The organism is Micromonospora sp. NPDC049240 (genome assembly GCF_040647835.1).
Classification (GTDB): domain Bacteria; phylum Actinomycetota; class Actinomycetes; order Mycobacteriales; family Micromonosporaceae; genus Micromonospora.
Window position 1 is genome coordinate 15,863 of record NZ_JBEZCX010000022.1, and the last position, 19,118, is coordinate 34,980.

General features: G+C 72.3%; 21 protein-coding genes. 14 read left to right on the forward strand and 7 right to left on the reverse strand.

Translation table 11 applies throughout. From position 1 onward, the window contains the following. Positions 1–60 precede the first annotated feature (60 nt). The 5 genes from AB0B02_RS26800 to ccsB are packed head-to-tail and all read left to right on the forward strand — an operon-like array spanning position 61 to position 4,724. Positions 61–708, forward strand: coding sequence for a histidine phosphatase family protein (locus AB0B02_RS26800; RefSeq protein ID WP_281943686.1), 648 nt, complete (start codon positions 61–63; stop codon positions 706–708). Further along, on the forward strand, positions 708–1,283 hold the full coding sequence (locus tag AB0B02_RS26805; protein WP_281943684.1) for a TlpA disulfide reductase family protein: 576 nt from the start codon (positions 708–710) through the stop codon (positions 1,281–1,283). The genes AB0B02_RS26800 and AB0B02_RS26805 overlap by 1 nt, the downstream gene beginning before the upstream one ends. After that, positions 1,283–2,137: a cytochrome c biogenesis protein CcdA gene (locus AB0B02_RS26810; RefSeq protein ID WP_281943683.1), complete on the forward strand. Its 855-nt coding sequence runs from the start codon at positions 1,283–1,285 to the stop codon at positions 2,135–2,137. The genes AB0B02_RS26805 and AB0B02_RS26810 overlap by 1 nt, the downstream gene beginning before the upstream one ends. After that, entirely contained in the window at positions 2,137–3,756 is a 1,620-nt protein-coding gene (locus AB0B02_RS26815; protein ID WP_357304776.1) for a cytochrome c biogenesis protein ResB, read from the forward strand. Before AB0B02_RS26810 ends, AB0B02_RS26815 begins: the two co-directional genes overlap by 1 nt. Beyond that, on the forward strand, positions 3,756–4,724 hold the full coding sequence (gene ccsB / locus AB0B02_RS26820; RefSeq protein ID WP_357304779.1) for a c-type cytochrome biogenesis protein CcsB: 969 nt from the start codon (positions 3,756–3,758) through the stop codon (positions 4,722–4,724). The genes AB0B02_RS26815 and ccsB overlap by 1 nt, the downstream gene beginning before the upstream one ends. 73 nt (positions 4,725–4,797) lie before the next feature. On the opposite strand, the gene AB0B02_RS26825 is transcribed toward ccsB, so the two are convergent. Then, complete coding sequence (locus tag AB0B02_RS26825; RefSeq protein WP_357304782.1) at positions 4,798–6,144, reverse strand: hypothetical protein; 1,347 nt, start codon at positions 6,142–6,144, stop codon at positions 4,798–4,800. A 75-nt stretch (positions 6,145–6,219) separates the two neighbouring features. Continuing rightward, positions 6,220–7,581, reverse strand: coding sequence for a DNRLRE domain-containing protein (locus AB0B02_RS26830; RefSeq protein ID WP_357304785.1), 1,362 nt, complete (start codon positions 7,579–7,581; stop codon positions 6,220–6,222). 255 nt (positions 7,582–7,836) lie between these two features. Between AB0B02_RS26830 and AB0B02_RS26835 the strand changes: the two genes are divergently transcribed. Further along, complete coding sequence (locus AB0B02_RS26835) at positions 7,837–9,048, forward strand: pectate lyase (RefSeq protein WP_357304788.1); 1,212 nt, start codon at positions 7,837–7,839, stop codon at positions 9,046–9,048. A 67-nt stretch (positions 9,049–9,115) separates the two neighbouring features. On the opposite strand, the gene AB0B02_RS26840 is transcribed toward AB0B02_RS26835, so the two are convergent. Continuing rightward, positions 9,116–9,586: a MarR family winged helix-turn-helix transcriptional regulator gene (locus tag AB0B02_RS26840; RefSeq protein WP_357304791.1), complete on the reverse strand. Its 471-nt coding sequence runs from the start codon at positions 9,584–9,586 to the stop codon at positions 9,116–9,118. A 63-nt stretch (positions 9,587–9,649) separates the two neighbouring features. Between AB0B02_RS26840 and AB0B02_RS26845 the strand changes: the two genes are divergently transcribed. Continuing rightward, positions 9,650–10,204 (forward strand): carboxymuconolactone decarboxylase family protein, encoded by a 555-nt coding sequence (locus tag AB0B02_RS26845; RefSeq protein WP_357304794.1) that lies wholly within the window; start codon positions 9,650–9,652, stop codon positions 10,202–10,204. A gap of 61 nt (positions 10,205–10,265) precedes the next feature. Here AB0B02_RS26845 and AB0B02_RS26850 read toward each other — a convergent pair whose 3' ends face one another. Next, entirely contained in the window at positions 10,266–10,541 is a 276-nt protein-coding gene (locus tag AB0B02_RS26850; protein WP_357304797.1) for a hypothetical protein, read from the reverse strand. A gap of 238 nt (positions 10,542–10,779) precedes the next feature. On the opposite strand from AB0B02_RS26850, the gene AB0B02_RS26855 reads away from it, so the two are divergent. Beyond that, positions 10,780–11,571 (forward strand): helix-turn-helix transcriptional regulator, encoded by a 792-nt coding sequence (locus AB0B02_RS26855; protein ID WP_357304800.1) that lies wholly within the window; start codon positions 10,780–10,782, stop codon positions 11,569–11,571. After that, positions 11,559–11,750, forward strand: coding sequence for a DUF397 domain-containing protein (locus tag AB0B02_RS26860; RefSeq protein WP_107154631.1), 192 nt, complete (start codon positions 11,559–11,561; stop codon positions 11,748–11,750). Before AB0B02_RS26855 ends, AB0B02_RS26860 begins: the two co-directional genes overlap by 13 nt. A 12-nt stretch (positions 11,751–11,762) precedes the next feature. On the opposite strand, the gene AB0B02_RS26865 is transcribed toward AB0B02_RS26860, so the two are convergent. Continuing rightward, positions 11,763–12,635, reverse strand: coding sequence for an alpha/beta hydrolase (locus AB0B02_RS26865; RefSeq protein WP_357304803.1), 873 nt, complete (start codon positions 12,633–12,635; stop codon positions 11,763–11,765). A 109-nt stretch (positions 12,636–12,744) separates the two neighbouring features. Between AB0B02_RS26865 and AB0B02_RS26870 the strand changes: the two genes are divergently transcribed. Together AB0B02_RS26870 and mqnP are read left to right on the forward strand one after the other, a co-directional pair. After that, on the forward strand, positions 12,745–14,202 hold the full coding sequence (locus AB0B02_RS26870; RefSeq protein WP_281943664.1) for a menaquinone biosynthesis decarboxylase: 1,458 nt from the start codon (positions 12,745–12,747) through the stop codon (positions 14,200–14,202). Further along, positions 14,202–15,104: a menaquinone biosynthesis prenyltransferase MqnP gene (gene mqnP, locus AB0B02_RS26875; RefSeq protein WP_357304807.1), complete on the forward strand. Its 903-nt coding sequence runs from the start codon at positions 14,202–14,204 to the stop codon at positions 15,102–15,104. The genes AB0B02_RS26870 and mqnP overlap by 1 nt, the downstream gene beginning before the upstream one ends. Before the next feature lie 31 nt (positions 15,105–15,135). Here the strand turns inward: mqnP and AB0B02_RS26880 are convergent, their stop codons facing one another. Continuing rightward, complete coding sequence (locus AB0B02_RS26880; RefSeq protein ID WP_281943824.1) at positions 15,136–16,101, reverse strand: terpene synthase; 966 nt, start codon at positions 16,099–16,101, stop codon at positions 15,136–15,138. A gap of 99 nt (positions 16,102–16,200) precedes the next feature. On the opposite strand from AB0B02_RS26880, the gene AB0B02_RS26885 reads away from it, so the two are divergent. After that, on the forward strand, positions 16,201–16,860 hold the full coding sequence (locus AB0B02_RS26885) for a UbiX family flavin prenyltransferase (protein ID WP_357304810.1): 660 nt from the start codon (positions 16,201–16,203) through the stop codon (positions 16,858–16,860). A gap of 86 nt (positions 16,861–16,946) precedes the next feature. On the opposite strand, the gene AB0B02_RS26890 is transcribed toward AB0B02_RS26885, so the two are convergent. Continuing rightward, positions 16,947–17,213, reverse strand: a complete 267-nt coding sequence (locus tag AB0B02_RS26890) for a BldC family transcriptional regulator (protein ID WP_013473529.1) — start codon at positions 17,211–17,213, stop codon at positions 16,947–16,949. 268 nt (positions 17,214–17,481) lie between these two features. Between AB0B02_RS26890 and AB0B02_RS26895 the strand changes: the two genes are divergently transcribed. Together AB0B02_RS26895 and AB0B02_RS26900 are read left to right on the forward strand one after the other, a co-directional pair. Beyond that, a complete protein-coding gene (locus AB0B02_RS26895) occupies positions 17,482–17,940 on the forward strand; it encodes an Lrp/AsnC family transcriptional regulator (protein ID WP_281943661.1) in 459 nt (152 codons plus the stop codon). 332 nt (positions 17,941–18,272) lie between these two features. Beyond that, the gene (locus AB0B02_RS26900; protein ID WP_357304815.1) at positions 18,273–19,115 is read left to right on the forward strand and encodes an SDR family oxidoreductase; all 843 of its coding nucleotides are present in this window, start codon (positions 18,273–18,275) and stop codon (positions 19,113–19,115) included. The last annotated feature ends 3 nt before the right edge of the window (positions 19,116–19,118 follow it).

Genomic DNA, 19,118 nt, shown 5'->3' on the forward strand with positions numbered 1-19,118 from the left:
TGAGCGCGAGGAGTGAGCCGGGTTTGCGAGCCCCGCAGTCGCGAACGAAGGGGGCCTAGCATGGCGGAGACTGTGGTGCACGTGCTGCGGCACGGTGAGGTGTACAACCCGGACGGCATCCTCTACGGCCGGCTGCCCGGTTTCCGCCTCTCCGAGCTGGGCGTGCAGATGGCCAAGGCGGCGGCCCAGGCGCTCGCCGAGCGGACCGTGGTGCACGTGGTGGCCAGCCCGCTGGAACGCGCCCAGCAGACCGCCGAGCCGATCGCGGCGCAGTTCGGCCTCTCCGTCGGCGTCGACGAGCGGCTGATCGAGAGCGCGAACTGGTTCGAGGGCAAGAAGGTCTCCCCGGGGGACGGCTCGTTCCGCGACCCGCGCAACTGGTGGGTGCTGCGCGACCCGGTCACGCCGTCCTGGGGCGAGGCGTACCAGGTGATCGCCGAGCGGATGTTCGCCGCGCTGCACGCCGCCCGCGTCGCCGCCGAGGGTCGCGAGGCGGTGCTCGTCTCGCACCAGCTCCCGATCTGGACGCTGCGCCGGTACGTCGAGCGCAAGCGGCTCTGGCACGACCCGCGCCGCCGGCAGTGCGGCCTGGCCAGCCTCACCTCGTTCCACTTCGACGGCGCCCGGATCGCCGGCATCGGCTACTCCGAGCCGGCGGCCCACCTGATCGCGATCTCGCCGACCGCCCGGACGGCCAAGGGGGCCTGATGCTCACCCGGAGGCTCGCCGCCGCCCTGCTCGCCGCCGTCACCGCCGGTACGGCGCTGGTCGGCTGCTCCTCCGGCAGCCAGGAGAGCCGGTGCGCGGCCGACGGGCTCACCGTGACCTGCGCCCCGGACCAGCGGTCCAAGACCCCGAAGGTGAGCGGTGAGCTGCTCACCGGCGGAAACTACGACGTCGCCCGTGACCGTGGGCAGGTCGTGGTGGTCAACTTCTGGGGCTCCTGGTGCGCGCCCTGCCGGGCCGAGGCGGACGACCTGGAGGCCACCTACCAGGCCACCAAGGGCGCCGGCGTGACGTTCCTCGGCATCAACGTGCAGGACAGCAAGGACAAGGCGATCGCGTTCGAGGAGGGCCGGGTCACCTACCCGAGCATCTTCGACCCGTCCAGCCGGCAGGCGCTCAACTTCGACATCCCGCCGAACAGCACCCCGGCGACGGTGGTGCTCGACCGGGACGGACGCATCGCGGTGGTGATCCGCCGCGCGGTGACCCGGGACGAGCTGCGGCCGATCGTGGAGAAGGTCGCCGCCGAGCGGCCGGCACCGAACGGCTCCCGCTGATGGGCGAGACGTTCCGCCAGCTCGCCGCGTCCGGCCCGTTGCTGCTCGCGGTGGGCGCGGCGGCGCTGGCCGGCCTGGTCAGCTTCCTGTCCCCGTGTGTGCTCCCCCTGATGCCCGGCTACCTGTCGTACGTCACCGGCCTCGCCGGCGCCGACCTGGAGGGTGTAAGGAAGGGCCCCCTGTTAACGCCTGCGGTAGAGCAGGGGCCCCCTCTTAACAGCGCCGGTGGCGGCGTCGGCGTCGTGGAGCGGGCGCCGGCGCGGAGCGCCGCAGCCGTCAAGGGGCGGGTGCTCGCCGGCACGCTGCTGTTCATCGCCGGCTTCACCGCCGTGTTCGTCTCCACCGCCATCCTCTTCTCCGGCGTCGGCAAGCTCTTCTTCCGGTACGAGCGCACGCTGGAGATCGTCATCGGCGCGCTGGTGGTGGTGCTCGGGCTCGGCTACCTCGGGGTGATCCCCGGCATGCAGCGCGAGTTCCGCATCCGCGCGCTGCCCGCCGCCGGCCTGCTCGGGGCGCCGGTCCTCGGCGCGGTCTTCGCGTTGAGCTGGCTGCCCTGCACCGGGCCGACGCTCGGCGCGGTGCTGGGCCTGGCGACCACCGAGGGAAGCGCCGACCGGGCCGTGGTGCTCGCCGTGGCGTACTGCCTCGGGCTGGGGGTACCGTTCGTCGTCTTCGGGCTGGGCTTCCAACGCCTGCTCGGGGTGTTCCGCGCCGTCCGGCGCAACAGCCGCTGGGTCACCCGCGTCGGCGGGGCCCTGCTGATCGTGATCGGTCTGGCGCTTGTCACCGGCGGCTGGACGAACGTGGTGATCTGGTTGCAGACGCACGTGGGCGTGGGTGAGGTGAGCATCTGATGACGTCCGTGGACGACCGACCGGCCACCCCGCCGGCGCAGGCGCCCCGGCGGCGGGTCAACCCGGTGCTGGCCCTGCTGCGCAACTCGTGGCGGCAGCTCACCAGCATGCGTACCGCGCTGATCCTGCTGTTCCTGCTCGCGGTCGCCGCCATCCCCGGCTCGGTGCTGCCGCAGCGCGGGGTCAACCCGGAGAAGGTCGATCAGTGGTTCGTCGACCACCCCGACCTGGCACCCCGGCTCGATCAGATCGGCATGTTCGGCGTCTTCGGCTCGGTCTGGTTCTCCGCGATCTACGTGCTGCTGTTCACCTCGTTGATCGGCTGCATCCTGCCGCGTACCCGTGACCACGTACGGGCGTTGCGGATGCGTCCGCCGGCCGCGCCGAAACGGCTGGAGCGGTTGCCACAGCACGCGGTGCTGGAGGCCCCGGCCGCCGCCGACGCGGCGGCGATCGCGGCGGTGCTGCGCCGCCGCCGGTGGCGGGTCACCGTCCGTGGCAACGAGGTCTCCGCCGAGAAGGGCTACCTCAAGGAGACCGGCAACCTGCTGTTCCACACGTCGCTGATCGCCGTCCTGCTCGGGGTCGCGGTCGGTTCCTGGTACGGCTGGCACGGCAACCGCATCCTGGTCGCCGGCGCGGACAACGCGTTCTGCAACACCCGTCAGCAGTACGCCGAGGCGTCGCTCGGCCCGCGGGTGGACAGCGCCGACCTGCCGCCGTTCTGCCTCACGCTGGAGAAGTTCGAGGCCGACTACCTGGACTCCGGGCAGGCGTCCCGCTTCTGGGCCACGGTCAGCGTGGACTCCCCCGGTGATGCGCCCCGCACCGCCGGCTTCTCGGTCAACTCACCGCTGCGGCTCGACGCGGCGAACGTCTACCTGCTCGGCAACGGCTACGCGCCGGTGCTGAAGTACACCGACCGGTTCGGCACCAGCCAGACCAGCGACGACCCGTTCCTGCGCACCGGTGACCCGAACGCCACCGAGGAGGGCGTGGCCGTCTTCCCGGACGCGAACGTCGACCCGAAGACCGGCACGCGCGCTCCGGACCAGCAGGTCGCCTTCGACGGGCTCTACCTGCCCACCGCCGGGGACCGCGCGCCGTACGTGGCGTCGCAGTTCCCGGCCGAGCGGAACCCGGCGCTGAACCTGACCGCCTACCGGGGCAACCTCGGGCTGGACGCCGGCATCCCCGGCTCGGTCTACCAACTCGACAAGCGGCAGGTCGACAACGGCAAGCTGAAGCAGATCGGCACGAAGCTGCTGCGGCCGGGCGAGACGTGGACCCTGGACGACGGCAGCACGCTGGAGTTCGTCGGCACCCGGCCGTACGTGACGCTGGCGATCCGGCACGCGCCCGGCCAGACGCTGCTGCTGGTGGCCAGTGGCACGCTGCTGCTCGGGCTGATGGGTTCGCTGTTCGCCAGGCGGCGGCGGGTCTGGTTCCGGGTGTCGCCCCCCGACGGTGGATCTCCGACGGGCGGTAGTAGTTTGGTGGAGGCCGGTGGGCTGCCGCGCACCGAGCACCCAGGGTTCGCCGACGAGTTCGCGCAACTCGTCGCCGCGGTGAGCGGCGGCGGGCCGGAGCAGCGGCGGGCGCGAGAAGGAGACGAGTGATGTCCGCACTCTCGGATCAGCTGGTCACGTTCGCGATCCTGACGTACCTGATCGCGATGATCAGCCACGCCGTGGAGTTCGCGCTGGGCAACGCGCGGAAGGTGGCCGTGGCCGCCCCGGCCCGCGAGCTGGTCGGCGCGGGCGTCGGGAGCACCGGGGGGACCGTCGACGCGCCGGTCGCGCCGCCGCGTCCCGACCGCTCGGCCGCGCGGGCCGCGCTCGCCGGGCGGATCGCCGCCTGGCTCACCGCGCTCGCCGCCGCGCTGCACCTGGGCGCGGTGGTCACGCGGGGCATCGCCGCCGAGCGGATGCCCTGGGGCAACATGTACGAGTTCGTGCTGACGGTCACCTGGATCGGGGTGGCCGCGTGGCTCGTGGTGCTCTGGAAGCAGCCGTCGTTGCGCCGGCTCGGGCTGTTCCTGACGCTGGTGTTGGTGCTGCTGCTGGCGTTCGCCGAGCTGAAGCTCTACGTCCAGGTCGTGCCGCTGATGCCGGCGCTCCAGTCGTACTGGTTCATCATCCACGTGTCGACGATCATCTTCGCCTCGGGCATCTTCCTGCTGGGCGTGGTGCCGGCTGCCGCGTACCTGATGCGGGCCGGTTGGGAGCAGGGGCGGCGCAGCTTCCCGTACACCCTGGCCCGCCGGCTGCCGGCGGCGGCCGGGCTGGAGCGGCTGACCTTCACGACGCACGCCTTCGCGTTCCCGATCTTCACGTTCGCAGTCATCGCGGGCGCGATCTGGGCCGAGGCGGCCTGGGGTCGCGCCTGGGGCTGGGACCCGAAGGAGACCTGGGCGTTCATCTCGTGGGTGGTGTACGCCGGTTACCTGCACGCGCGGGCCACGCCGAGCGTGAAGCGCAACGTGGCCACCTGGATCGCCGTGGTGGGCTTCCTGACCATGCTGATGAACCTGTTCGGGGTCAACTTCTTCTTCACCGGCCTGCACTCGTACGCCGGGGTCAACTGACGCTGGGCCGCGGCCTGGCGCGGCGCCGACCGCCGGGAGTCGCCCGACTCCCGGCGGTCGCGTCGTCGCCCGCTCAGCCGATGACGACCGGGGCGGTGTCGTTCGTCGGGTCGTCGTCGGGCCGGGGGTAGCCGTAGGGCAGGGCGACCGTGCCGGGCGCGCCCAGCGGGCCGTCGATCCGCAGGTCGACGTCGACCAGGAAAGTGTCACCGGCCGGGAAGACGGCGTCCGGCACCGTGCAGTACCAGGTGATCGGCGCGCCCGGGTCCTCCTCGTCGCCGTTGCCCGAACAGTGCTCCGGTGCGTTCGTCACCACCGTCCCGGCCGGTGGGGCGAACGTGAAGCGGGCGGCGTCGCCGCCGGAGACGGTGCCGTCCGGCACGCCCGGCCCGTCGTTGCGCAGGCCGACCCGGACCCGCACCGTGTCGCCGGGCACCCCGGCGGCGGTCGCGCCGAGCGCGACCACGTCGAACGCGCCACGGACGGCGCGGAGATAATACTGACCGGAGGCGGACTGCTGATCCGGGCCGAGCACGTCGACCGGGTCGCCGACCGGGCGCAGCCGCAGCGCCGCGTCCGCCGGGCGACGCCGCAGCACCACGCCCTCGGGAAGCGGGCCGGCGGTCGCCTCGGGCGCCACGGTCTGCACGATCCGCTTGTCACCGATGGCGGCGGGGCCGACGGTGGTCGGGAAGCCGCCGGGCACCTGGTAGCGCACGCCCGGCGTCAGCTCGCGGCCGAAGTGGCAGACCACCACGGTGCTGAGCTGGCCACCCGTGCCGTACCGGCAGTTGCGGAACGCCGCCGGCTCCAGCCCGACCGGGAAGCGGAACGTGGCCCGCAGGCCGGTCACCGGTTGGTCGCCGGCGCTGACCAGGGTCACCGGCACGGCCAGCCGGTCGCCGGTGCCGGTGCCTGCCACGTACGCGTCGACCAGGTCGACGGCGTCGGGCCCGGTGCGCACCGTGACGGCCGCCTGCTGGGCCTCGCCGTCGACGCCGTCGGCCAGCGTCGCCCAGCCGATCGTGCCGGCGGCGCCGTCGACCGCACCGGCCACCGTGCGGAGCACGATCGGAACGGTGCCGGTGACACCGCCGAACTCGTCGGTGGTGGGGTCAGCGGGCATCGGGCAGGTCGCCACCGCGCCCACGAGGTCGCAGCCGGCCGGAAACGTGGCGGTGGCGACGCCGTCGAGGCCGCCCACGTCGAAGCGGACGCGCGGATGCACCGCGTCGGCGTCGCTGCTGAGCGAGAAGGCGGCGGTGCGGGCGGGTGCGGCCGGACCGCCGAGGGTGGTGTCGCCGAGCCAGCCGCCGACCCAGCCGGGACCGGGGTCGGCGGTGGCCGGGGCCGGCAGTGCCACGACCACCCCGAGCGTGGCCAGCGCCGCCGCGCCGACCGAAACGCGCAGACGTCTCATCGAACTCCTTGCGAACGGGGACGCCGGCCCGAGCGGCCGGCGTCCGCGATCCTATGAGGAGGGTGTGACGGTGGGTCAGTGGCAGGTGCCGCTGCCGGAGTCGGTGAACGTCGCGCCGGCCACCGGTAGGAACTGCCACGTGTAGGCGTTCGGCGAGAGCGTCAGCTTGAGCACCCCGAACGTGGTCCCGTTCCTGGCCTGGCTGTTCGCCGCCGGCTCGGGGAACGTCTTCATCAGCGGCCGGCCCCCGGTGCCGACCACGAACTCCCGGATGCCCCGGGTCGGGTCGGCGACGCCGGAGGGGTTCTGCGGGGCGAACCGCTCGTACTGGTGGTTGTGGCCGTTGATGACGATCTCGGCGCCCGCGTCGTAGAGCGCCTGGAAGAGTGGGCGGACGGCCGCCGTCGTCCGGCCGCCGGAGCTGAACAGCGGGTGGTGGTACTGGGCCAGCGTGCATTGGTTCGGATGCGCGGCCAGGTCGGCGCGCAGCCATTTCTCCTGGGGCGAGCCGGCCTGGCAGCCGCCGACGTGCGAGCAGTTGGAGTTCAGCACCACGATGTGCCAGCCGGCCTTGTCGAAGGAGTAGTAGCCCTTGCCCGGCGGCAGGACCGCGCCGAAGTAGTTGAACGTGGGGACCGCGCCGGCGGTGAGGTAGTCGTGGTTGCCGAGGATGGGCTTCGTGCGGCTCTTGAACTGTCCCCAGGTCGGGCCGTAGCAGTTGGCGAGCTGTGCCGCCGTACCGCTGTCGGTCAGGTCGCCGCCGGCCATCACGGTGCCGGGCTCGCGGGCGATGATCTGCGCGGTCTGGTTGGCGCCGGTGGTGCTGCACGCGGAGATGTCACCGCCGTTGAGCAGCACGTTGTCCCCGGTCTGCGGCGGCCCGGTGGTGACGATCAGCATCGGCGCGTACGTGCCGGACTCCCGGCTGTCGTAGAACGCGCCGTCCGGGTTGGTGGAGGAGAGCGAGAACGCGACCACGCCGTTGCCGGTGACCGCGCTGGTGACGTCCAGCTCGTACCAGGTGTTGCTCCGGACCGTGCCGAGCGAGCCGAGCGGGGCGCCGACGGACGCCGGCCGGTTGGCGTAGGTCAGCGTGCTCTCCGACCAGGACGTGCCGACCTCCTGCGCGGTGCCGCCGTTGGGGCTGGGGGCGTTGGCGGTGTTCTGCACGTGCAGCCGCAGTCGGGCGGTGGAGACCGGGTCGGTCAGCCGGGTGAGGTTGAACTGGAGGTAGGAGATGCGGACCGGGGCGGCGCCGACCACGAGCGAGTTGGTGTTGTTGAAGTTCGCGTTCGGGCTGGACGAGCTGACGTAGCTGTCCTGGCTCGCGGCGAACGGGACGGTGGTGGTGGCGGCCGAGGCCGGGGGCGCGCCGGCGAGCAGCGCGGCGGTGAGGGCCAACGCGGCCAGCCCGGCCTGGAGAGCGAGCCTTTTCATGGGATCTCCGATTTCCACGGCCGTTCGCCCGTGCCCGTCCGGGCGGACCGGCCGCCTCGTTGCGGGAACCCAGTTGACGTGGGGGCGCGTGACATGACTGTCACCGACGACGAGAGGGCCGTGACGGCGGCGGGTCGGAGGTGAGGACGTCCAGCATGACGGAGGGTGGCCCTTGCCTTGACATCGATAGCTGTCTATGGTTTATCTGAAAGCGCTTTCTAACACAGGGTACACACGCTTGAAAGGTGAAACCGGATGAGACACAAAGTCGCCACTCGGTGGCTGACCGGCGGTGCCGCTGCGGTCGCGGGCGCCGTCGTCGCGCTGGCGTTGCAGGTCCCCAGCGCATCGGCCGCCACGAACCTGAGCCTCGGCGCCGGCGCCGACGGCTCCAGCAAGGCCAGTGGCACCAGCTACGGCAACGTCATCGACGGCAACGCCGGCACCTACTGGTCGCCGAGCGGCTCGACCGGCACGGTCTCGGTGAAGTGGGGCAGCGCCACCACGGTGTCCTCGGCCGTCATCGTGCAGGCCTCGGGCGGCGGCTCGATCAGCGGCTGGCAACTCAAGAACTACGACACGGGCTCCGTCCTGGCCAGCGGCGGCAGCGCCCCGAGCGTCATCAACTTCTCCTCGACGTCGCTGAAGAAGATCTCCTTCGTCATCACCAGCGCGTCCGGCACCCCGCGAATCGCCGAGTTCGAGACGTACTCCAGCGGCGGGTCGACCCCGACCACCAGCCCGACCAGTGGCCCCACCAGCGGTCCGACGTCCGGCCCGACAGGCAACCCGGGCACGCCGACGGGTGCGTGGCCGTCGTCGGCCGGCTCGGTGAACATCTCGAGCACGGTCAACGTCTCCGGCACCTTCGACGGCGGAATGAAGACCTACTGCTGCATGGGTGACGGTGGGCAGGGCGAGTCGCAGGACCCGATGTTCAAGATCGCCAACGGGGGCACGCTCCAGAACGTCATCCTCGGTTCGCCCGCCGGTGACGGCGTGCACTGCGAGGGCACCTGCACGTTGCGCAACGTGTGGTGGAACGACATCGGTGAGGACGCCGCCACCTTCAAGCAGACCAACGGCGGTACGTCCTACGTCATCGGTGGCGGCGCGCGCAGCGGCAGCGACAAGACCTTCCAGCACAACGGCAACGGCACCGTCAGCATCTCCGGCTTCTACCTCAAGGGGTCCGGCAAGCTGTACCGCGCCTGCGGCAACTGCTCCACCTCGTACACCCGCCACGTGCGTGTCGACAACGTCCTCGTCAACGACATCGACATGCTCGCCGGCATCAACAGCAACTGGAACGACACCGCGACGATCACCCGCGTGGTCGTGATCGGCTCGGCGGTCATCTGCGGCAAGTACAAGGGCGTGGCCAAGGGCAGCGAACCCAGCTACCTCGGCGAGGGCTGGAACGACGCCAACTGCAAGGTCAACAGAAGTGACGTCATCTTCCGGTAGTGGTGTTCAGAATGGGGCACCCGGCCTCCGGTCGGGTGCCCCTCTCGCGCTCCGCCGCCACTGAGGTTCACGCGCCGAACCAGCCGGGGACGTCGAGGCGGAACACGTCGGCGGGGACCATCCGGCGCAGGTCGTCCTCGATGGCCGCGACCCGCTCCGCGCCGAGCGTGGCCGCCCAGCGGTCGCGCAGCGCGTCGAAGACGACCGCCGAGCGACGTAGCCCGTCGTGGCCCCGGGCGGTCATCCGGACCAGTTTCCGGCGCGCGTCGGCGGGGTCGTCCACGCGTTCCAGGTAGCCGAGCGCGACCAGCCGGTCGACCGTCTTGCCGGCGGCCTGCTTGGAGACGCCGAGGCGTTGCCCGAGGTCCGAGGCGGTGGTGCCGGCTGGTCCGACGGCCTGGAGGACGAAGCCGTGCGCCGGTCGCAGCTCGGGGTGCCCGTGCCTCGCCAGCTCGGCGTGCAGGTCGTCGACGAGCGTACGGAAGCCGGCCAGCAGGAGCAGCGGCAGCGCGAAGCCGGGGCGGTCAGGCGTTGCCATGTTCGACAACCTGGTTTACGGTTTGGTCAACCACGTTGACTATCTTACGAGAGGGGACCGCGGATGTCCCGCTTCACCGCGTACGAACCCGACACCGCACCGGCCGCCGCCCGCCCGGTCATGGCCGGCGTCCACCGCAAGCTGGGCCACCTGCCCGCCGCCGTCGGCCTGATGGCCGGCTCACCGGAGCTGCTCAAGGGCTTCCTCGCCGCCAACGCCGCCTTCGAGGCCACCGACCTCGACCCGGTCGCCCGGGAGGTGGTCGTGCTGACGGTCGCCACCCGCAACGAATGCCACCTCTGCGTGGCCATGCACACCGCCACGCTCGCCGGGCAGGACGCCGCGCCCGAGCTGATCGACGCGCTGCGGGCCGGCGGCGTGCTGCCCGAGCCCCGGCTGGAGGCGCTGCGCCGGTTCACCGTCGCCGTGCTCGACCACCGGGGCGCGGTCCCCGACGCCGAACTGGGCGCGTTCCTGGCCGCCGGCTGGCAGCCACGGCACGCGCTGGACGTCGTGCTCGGCGTCGGGACCTACACCATCTCGACGTTCGCGAACCGGCTCACCGCCGCGCCGCTCGACGCGCCCCTGCACCGGTACGCCTGGGAGCCGGCCGCCTGAAGCGGGCGGCGGGCGAAAAGGCGGCGGGCGTCAAGCGGGGGCCCCGCCTCTACCGGAGGCGTTAACCGGGGCCCCCTCCTTCGCGTCGGGGGCGGCGCGGGGCGGCCCAGCCGAGGAAGCGCTCGTGCAGCGCGGCGGGCTTCGGCGCGTCCTGCGGGGCGAGCCGGCACAGATCCTCCACGGCGGTGTAGAGCATCCCGGCGAGATAGACGCAGAGAGTGACGCGGCTGTCCCCGTACTCGGCCAGCAGGGTGAGTCGGGCGGTGCCGCACGGCCACGGGCCGCCACAGGCCCGGCAGAGCCACAGTGGCCGGTGCGGGTCGTGCCGTCGTGTCATCGCACGGTCCTCTCCTCGATCGCCGGGCTGGAGGGAGGGGCCGTCCGCCGCCGACGAACCGGACGGCCCCTCCGCGGTTTCGTCCGTCCTTTCGGGTCGGATCCGAACGATTCCGCTGCGCCCAGTTTCGGGACGGCGGGACTACTGGCGGAAGGCGTATGGTCACCCAGTGTGTCGGGCCGGGTGGTCGGTGAGGTCGGTGAGACACCCGGAACGCGGCCGTGAGGAGGGCGTGCGGATGGACGAGCGCTTACAGGTGCTGATCGAGGAGCTGCGGCACATGCGCGCGGCCCGGAAGATGACCCAGGAGGACCTGGCGAAGGCGATCAGCTATTCGCCGTCGACCGTGGCGATGGTCGAGACCGGGGCGCGCAAGCCGCCGCCGGATTTCTGGGAGCGGGCCGACGTGGCGCTCGACACCGGTGGCGCGTTCGGCCGCATGCTGACCCGGTTCGGGTCGCCGCAGTGGATGCGGGCGTGGGAGGCCAACGAGCGGCAGGCCACCGTGCTCCGGTCGTACCAGAGCACGGTGGTGCCGGGGCTGTTGCAGACCTCGGCGTACGCCCGCGCGTTGTTCCGCAGCGTCGGCCTGTTCCAGGAGGCGGAGGTAGAGCAGCGGGTGGAGGCCCGGCTGGCGCGGCAGGCGGTGCTGACCGGGGAGAAGCCGCCGCAGCTCGTCGCGGTGCTGGACGAGCACGTGCTGCGCCGGCCGGTCGGCGGCCCGTTGGTGATGCGCGAGCAGGTGCTGCGGCTGATGAAGCTCGCCACCGAGCGGTCCCGGGTCCGGCTCCAGGTGGTGCCCGCCTCGGTCGGCGCATATCCGGGTGTCGCCGGGGCCTTCGTGCTGGCTACGCTCCCCACCGGGGAGGACGTCGTCTATCTCGACGATCAACTCAAGGGCCAGGTGATCGACCACACCGAGGACGTGCTGGCGGTCCGGTCGTCCTGGGAGTCGATCGAGGGGGAGGCGCTGCCGCCCCGGCAGTCGATGGAGTTGCTAGCGGAGGTGGCGGAGACATGGCGGACCTGACCGGCGCCCGGTGGCGCACCAGCACCCGGAGCAGCACCAACGGCGGTGACTGCGTCGAGGTGGCCGACAACCTGCCGCGCGTGGTCGCCGTCCGCGACAGCAAGGACCGCGCCGGGGCAGTGCTGACGTTCCGTCCGGCCGCCTGGCGCGCGTTCGTCGAGTCGGCCCGCCGGGGCTGACCCGCCCGCCCGTCAACCCTTGAGGAACGGCAGCAGCAGGGCGGTTAGCTTCGCCGGCTGCTCCTCGAACAGCCAGTGGCCGCAGTCCTCGACCACCTCGCCGGTGACCCGGTCGGCGTACCGGCGCACCTGCTCGGCCACCTGGGCGCCGAGGCTGGCCTGCGCGCCGACGGCCAGCACCGGCATCGGCAGCTTCGTGCCCCGGTAGGCCGTGTTGTCCGCGACGTCCTGTCCGAACGCCCGGAAGTAGGCGAAGCTGGCCCGAAGGTGCGCCTCGTCGCTGAGGTGACCGGCGTACTCCTCGATGTCGTCCGGGCCGAGGCTGCCCTTGTTCACCATGATCGAGTCGGTGAACCGGTCGACCCAGAGCGCCTCCCGGCCGGCGACGAGCTGCTCGGGCAGGCCGTTGGGCACGGTGAAGAAGCCGAAGTTCCACACCGCCGGGCCGGCCGCGGTGAGCGCGGGCATGGCATAGACGCTCTCGTCCGGGATCGGCGCCTCGCTGAGCACCAGCCGGGCGACCGAGTCGGGATGGGCGGCGGCATAGGCGTACGCGACCATGGTGCCGAGATCGTGGCCGACCAGCCGGATGTCCCCGGCCAGGTCGAGCGCGGTGAGCAGCCCGTGCAGGTCGGCGGCGACCGTCTTCTTGTCGTACCCGCCGGGCGGGGCGTCGCTGTCGCCGAAGCCGCGCAGGTCGGGGGCGATCACCTCGAAGGAGCGCGCCAGCTCCGGCAGCACGTGCCGCCACATGCGCCAGCACTGCGGGTAGCCGTGCAGCAGTACCAGCGTCGGCCCCTGACCGCCCCGGACGTAGTTGATCTCCACGTCGCCGACCTGAACCCGCTGCTCGCTGAATCCCGCCGGCACCCGTTCGTCGCCCATGCCGCCGACTACCCGCCCGACGGGGCGTTAAAAGGGGGCCCCGCCTCTACCGAATGCGTTAACAAGGGGCCCTTCCTTGCACCTCAGGGGGGTGGGGGAGGATGGAGGCATGGGGCGTGGCTTTCCGTACGACGATCTCAAGGACTTCCTCGCGGCACTGGAGCGCGCCGGTGAGCTGCGGCGGGTCGACGTCCCGGTCGACCCCACGCTGGAGATCAGCGAGGTGGTCACCCGGACCGTCCGCGCCGGTGGGCCGGCGCTGCTGTTCGAGCGGCCCACCCGGGGCGAGATGCCGGTGGCGGTCAACCTGTTCGGCACCGAGAAGCGGATGGCCATGGCGCTCGGCGTCGAGTCGCTGGACGAGATCGGCGCGCGGATCGGCGAGCTGCTCAAGCCGGAACTGCCGCAGGGTTTCACCGGCATGATGGGTGGGCTCGGCAAGGTCATGCAGCTCAAGTCCATGCCGCCGAAGAAGGTCCGGACCGCCCCCTGCCAGCAGGTGGTCTACCGGGGCGACGACGTCGACCTGAACCGGCTGCCCGGGTTGCAGGTGTGGCCGGGCGACGGCGGCATCTTCCACAACTTCGGGCTGACCCACACCAAGCACCCGGAGACCGGCAAGCGCAACCTCGGGTTGTACCGGCTCCAGCAGCACGGTCGGAACACGCTCGGCATGCACTGGCAGATCCACAAGAACTCCACCGCGCACCACGCGGTCGCCGAGCGGCTCGGGCAGCGCCTGCCGGTGGCGGTCGCCATCGGCGCGGACCCGGCGGTCGCGTACGCGGCCAGCGCGCCGCTCCCCGCCGACATCGACGAGTACCTGTTCGCCGGCTTCCTGCGCGGGGAGCGGGTCGAGATGGTCGACTGCCTGAGCGTCCCGTTGCAGGTGCCGGCGCACGCGCAGGTCGTGCTGGAGGGGTACCTCGAACCGGGCGAGCGGCTGCCCGAGGGGCCGTTCGGCGACCACACCGGCTTCTACACGCCGGTGGAGCCGTTCCCGGTGCTGCACATCGAGACCATGACCATGCAGCGCGACCCGGTCTATCACTCGATCGTCACGTCCCAGCCGCCGCAGGAGGACCACGGCCTCGGCAAGGCCACCGAGCGGATCTTCGCGCCGTTGCTGCGGTTCCTGATCCCGGACATCGTCGACTACGACCTGCCCGCCGCCGGCGTGTTCCACAACTGCGCGATCGTGTCGATCCGCAAGCGCTACCCGAAGCACGCGCAGAAGGTGATGAACGCGATCTGGGGCGCGCACATGATGTCGCTGACCAAGCTGATCGTGATCGTCGACGAGGACTGCGACGTGCACGACTACAACGAGGTCGCGTTCCGTGCCTTCGGCAACGTCGACTACGCCCGCGACCTGCTCCTCACCGAGGGCCCGGTGGACCACCTGGACCACGCCTCGTACCAGCAGTTCTGGGGCGGCAAGGCCGGCGTGGACGCCACCCGCAAGCTGCCCACCGAGGGGTACACGCGAGGCTGGCCGGAGGAGATGCGGATGTCCCCCGAGGTGACGTCCCTGGTCGACAAGCGCTGGCAGGAGTACGGAATCTGATGACCGCGGTGGCGGAACGGCCCGGCCGGGTCACGTCCTTCCTGAAGCTCGTCGCGATCGAGCACTCGGTGTTCGCGTTGCCGTTCGCGTACCTGTCGGCGCTGACCGCGATGCGGGTCGACGGCGGACGGGTGCGCTGGCTCGACCTGCTGCTGATCACTGTGGCGATGGTCGGCGCGCGGACGTTCGCGATGGCCGCCAACCGGATCCTGGACCGGCGGATCGACGCGCGGAACCCGCGTACCGCGAACCGGGAACTGGTCACCGGGGCGGTGAGCGTGCGGACGGCCTGGACCGGCGCGGCCGTCGCGCTCGTGGTCTTCCTGGCCGCCGCCGCGCTGCTCAACCCGCTCTGCCTGATGCTCGCGCCGCTGGCCGTGGTGCCGCTGGTGGTCTACCCGTACGGCAAGCGCTTCACCAACTGGCCGCACGCCATCCTCGCGGTCGCCCAGGCGGTCGGCCCGGTCGGCGCGTGGCTGGCGGTCACCGGCACGCTCGACGGGTCCGGCCCGGCCTGGCTGCTCGGCGCCGCGGTCGGGCTCTGGATCGGCGGCTTCGACCTGATCTACGCCTGCCAGGACTCGGAGATCGACCGGGAGATCGGGGTGCACAGCGTCCCCGCCCGGTACGGCCGGCGCTTCGCGCTGCACGCCTCCACGGTCGCGCACGTGGTGACGTTCGCGCTGTTCATCTGGTTCGGCGCGCTTGTCGGCTTCGGCTGGCTGTGGTGGATCGGGCTGGCGCTGACCGCGGTCGCCTTCGCCTACCAGCACCTGGTGGTCAGCCCCACCGACCTGAGCAGGGTCAACCGGGCGTTCTTCACCGCCAACGGGTTCGTCGGCATCGCGTTGTTCGTGCTCGCGCTGCTCGACCTGGTGGTCCGGCTCGGCCTGCGCCCCTGACCTCCCGGGTCACCGGTTCCCGGTCAGCCGGTCAGGGCGTCGCGGCGACCGGGTAGCGGGCGCTCTCCATCGTCCAGTCGACAGTGCCGCGCACGGCGGCGGCCACCCCGTCGAGATGGATGGTGACGGCCTCGTCCAACGCCGGGCCGAACGACGGCACCGCCGCGCGCAGCGCCATGAAGCGGCTCATCTCGGCGCGCCAGTGCGCGGCCACCAGGTCGACCGCGGCCGGCAACGGCACGCCCCGCTCGGCGGCCACCGCGAGCACCAGATTGTGCCCCCCGCCGGTGACCCGGTCCCGCTCCAGCGAGGCGATGTCGTTGAACCAGGAGAGCAGGTCGTTGGCGAGGTCCGCGTGACGGCGCAGCGCGGGATGGTGGTAGACCGCGTCGGGCAGCGGGCGACCGGCGGCGAACTCGATCAGCGGGTACGACACGTACGCCGCCGAGGTGGCCCGGCGCAACCGGACGTACTCCGCGACACCGGGCGTCCGGCCGGCCGACGTGGCAGCCGTCTCCCGCGACACGCCGTCGAGGTGGTCGGCCACCGCGTCGGCGAAGCGCAGCCGCCAGCGCGCCGGCATCCGGTGCCGTGGCTCCCGCCACGCCTGCACGAGCAGCCGGCGCAGCGGACCGGTGAACCCCGGGTGGCGGGCCCGCGGGCCCTCGCGGAGCAGCGCGAGCGCGCCGTCGCGCAGCGCGCGGATCTGCGCCGGGGCCAGCCCGTCCGGCCCGTCACAGGCGTCGTCGACCAGGAAGAACCAGGTGAACAGCGCGGCCAGCACCCGCAGGTCGGGCTCGGTGGCGTCCGGATAGAGCCGGCCGGCGTACCGGGCGAAGCCGGCGCGGGCCAGCCGTCGGCGGGTGCCCGGATCCAGCGGCAGGCCGAGCTGGTCGAGGTGGTCGACGAGCCAGCCCTGCACCTCGTCGGCGTAGGGGGAGAACCGGGGCGCGACGGGGCAGTCCGAACGCAGCGCCCGCAGCACCGCCGCCGTCATCACCGGCCCTTCCATGGAGGTGGATCGCCGAATCAGAGAATCCCATGCGGCGGGAAGCCCCGTCGACCCACCGGACATTTGGCCTGGCAGGCTTACGGCATGCGCGAACCATGGGTGGTGGGCGTCTCCGGTGCCTCCGGGACCCCGTACGCGGCGGCGGTCGTCCGGGGACTGCTGGACGCCGGTGCGGCGGTCGACCTGGTCGTGTCCCGGGCCGCCCGACTGACTGTGCTCGACGAGACCGGCCGGCCCTTCCGGGACGCGCACTGGGCCGCGGACCTGGCCGCGTGGCTCGACCGCGACCTCACCGGCGCGGACCTCCGGTACTGGCCCGCCGGTGACCTGGCCGCCGGCCCGAGCAGCGGCTCCTACCGGGTACGCGGCATGGCGGTCGTGCCGGCCAGCACCGCGGCCTGCGCCGGCATCGCGATCGGTCTCTCCAAGGACCTGCTCCAACGGGCCGCCGAGGTGAACCTCAAGGAGCGCCGCCCGGTCGTGGTGGTGCCCCGGGAGACCCCGGTGACCCGCAGCCACCTGGAACACCTCATCGCGCTGCACGACGCCGGCGCGGTGGTGCTGCCGGCCAGTCCGGGCTTCTACGGCGCCGGCGCGTCGGCCTCCGCGCAGCAGTTGGTCGACTTCGTGGCCGGGAAGGTGCTCGACGCGCTCGGCGTCGAACACACGCTGTTCCGGCGCTGGTCGGGCACGCTCGCCGCGGACCGTCGGGACGTGAAGGGCTGGGACGTGGACCGGGCCTGACCGGCTCACCATCGGAGCGGCCGGCACCGGCGCACACCACCGGCCTGGGCGCGGCCCGCCTCACCGGCCGGACCGCGCCCGCTCGCTCAGTACATGCCGGCGTTTGCCGGGCCGGGGCCGGTCGAAGCGGTCGGGCCCATGTTGCGGGCCTTGCCCATGTCCTCCGCCTCGTCCAGCATGCCCTCCCCCTCAAGCAGGGCTCGCACCTCGGATTCCCGAAACCGGCGATGCCCGCCTGGAGTCCGGATGCTGCCGATCCGGCCGGCCGCTGCCCATCGGGTCACGGTTTTCGGGTCCACCCGAAACAGCGCAGCGACCTCACCCGGTGTCAGCAGGCGATCTCCAGTGTCCACAGCCCCCTCCTCGCGTCGACGAAGCCCCCGGCTGAACACACTGCCCCCGGCCGGTGCGAGCCCAGAGCCGTCATGAGGGACGTATGGCAATTACAGCACCAGGGACCGGGCGTGTCCGCCAAACGCGAAATACGCACACACTGCGAAGTTAGGAAATGGTACCGGCGTAGAACCTCCGTGACGGGACGTTTGTGAATGGCAACGTACCGTCATGTTCAACGGGTGCCGTCCGCCTCCGGTCACGGCCCAGAGGATAGGGTCACTCTCCGTGGACACGATCGACCTGGCCCTCGTGGAGCTGCTACGGGGCAACGCCCGCCTGTCGTACGCCGAGCTGGCCCGGCAGGTCGGCCTCTCCGCCCCGGCCGTGCACGAGCGGGTCGGCAAACTGGAGTCCGGAGGGGTGATCCGGGCGTACCGCGCCGAGGTCGAGCCGGAGGCGATCGGGCTCGGGGTCACCGCGCTGATCGGCATCGTGGAGAACTCCGACGCGGACACCGACGACGTGCTGGAGGCGTTCCGCCAGATCCCCGAGATCGAGTCCTGCTACTTCATGGCCGGCGTCGAATCCTTCCTGCTCAAGGCGCGGGTCGGCACCATCGCCGAGCTGGAACAGCTGATCGTCCGGCTGAACCGGACGCCCGGGGTCGCCTCCACCCGCACCGGGATCGCGCTGTCGACCAAGTGGGAGAACCGTCCCCAGCCGCTCGAACCACCCACCTCCTGACGGACGTCCGCCGGCCTCGCCCGGCGACGTTGGTGCCGTCACGCCGCTACCAACTTGATGGCACGAACGACTCAGGCGCGCCGCCGCCCGTCCCCAGGGCTGCCCACCAGGTTGCCGACCACCGGCCCGACGTCGACCGGGATCTTGGAGGTACGGGCCTGAGCCATCTGTGCCATCAAGTTGGCAGGCGGATCGCGGGGACACCTCTGCCGCCCGTCGGCCTCCAGCTGCGGCGCGGCTCTGCCGCCCCGACGTCGTCCCTGAAGAACCGGGGCATCCCCGCGCCGGCACAGGTCTGGTCCGCGCCCGGTGCGGGCGGATAGCGTGCGGCGATGACGACCTCGGGGCGGGGTGCCGCCGTGGTGACCGGCGCGGCCGGCGGACTGGGCCGCGCGCTCGCCGCCGCGCTGCACGCCGACGGCTGGCGGGTGCTGCTGACCGACGTCGACGCCGAGGCGGTGGGCGCCGTCGCCGGGCCGCTGGGCGGCTGGTCCCGCCCGCTCGACGTCCGCGACGAGGCCGCCTGCGCGGCGGTCGCCGCCGAGGCGGCCGGCGGGCCGGGCGGGCTCGGGCTGTGGGTGAACAACGCCGGCATTTTGGTCACCGGCCCCGCCTGGGAGCAGGACGCCGAAACCCGGCAGCGGGTGATCGAGGTCAACGCGCTCGGCGCGGTCAACGGCACGCTGGCCGCCGTGGCGGTCATGCGGGAGCAGGGCCACGGCCACGTGCTCAACGTCGTCTCGCTGGCCGGGCTGATCGCCGCGCCCGGCGAGACGGTGTACGCGGCCAGCAAGCACGCCCTGCTGGCGTTCAGCCTCGGCACGCTGACCGACCTGCGGATGGCCGGCGTCCGGGGCGTACACGTGTCGTGTCTGTGCCCGGACGGGATCTGGACGCCGATGCTGCACGACAGGCTCGACGACCCCGGGGCGCTGGCGTCCTTCACCGGCTCGCTGCTGACGCCGGAGCGGGTGGCCGCGCGGGCGGTCCGGCTGGCCCGCCGGCCGCGCCCGGTGGTCAGCCTGCCGCGCTGGCGCGGCGCGCAGGTCCGGCTGCTCGACGCGTTCCCCCGGCTCGCGCTGGCGCTCACGCCGGTGGTGCGCGCCGCCGGCCGGGCCGGGCAGCGCCGGCAGGCGCGCCGGGTCCGGACGGACGCGAGCCGGCCTCGCTTGTAACGT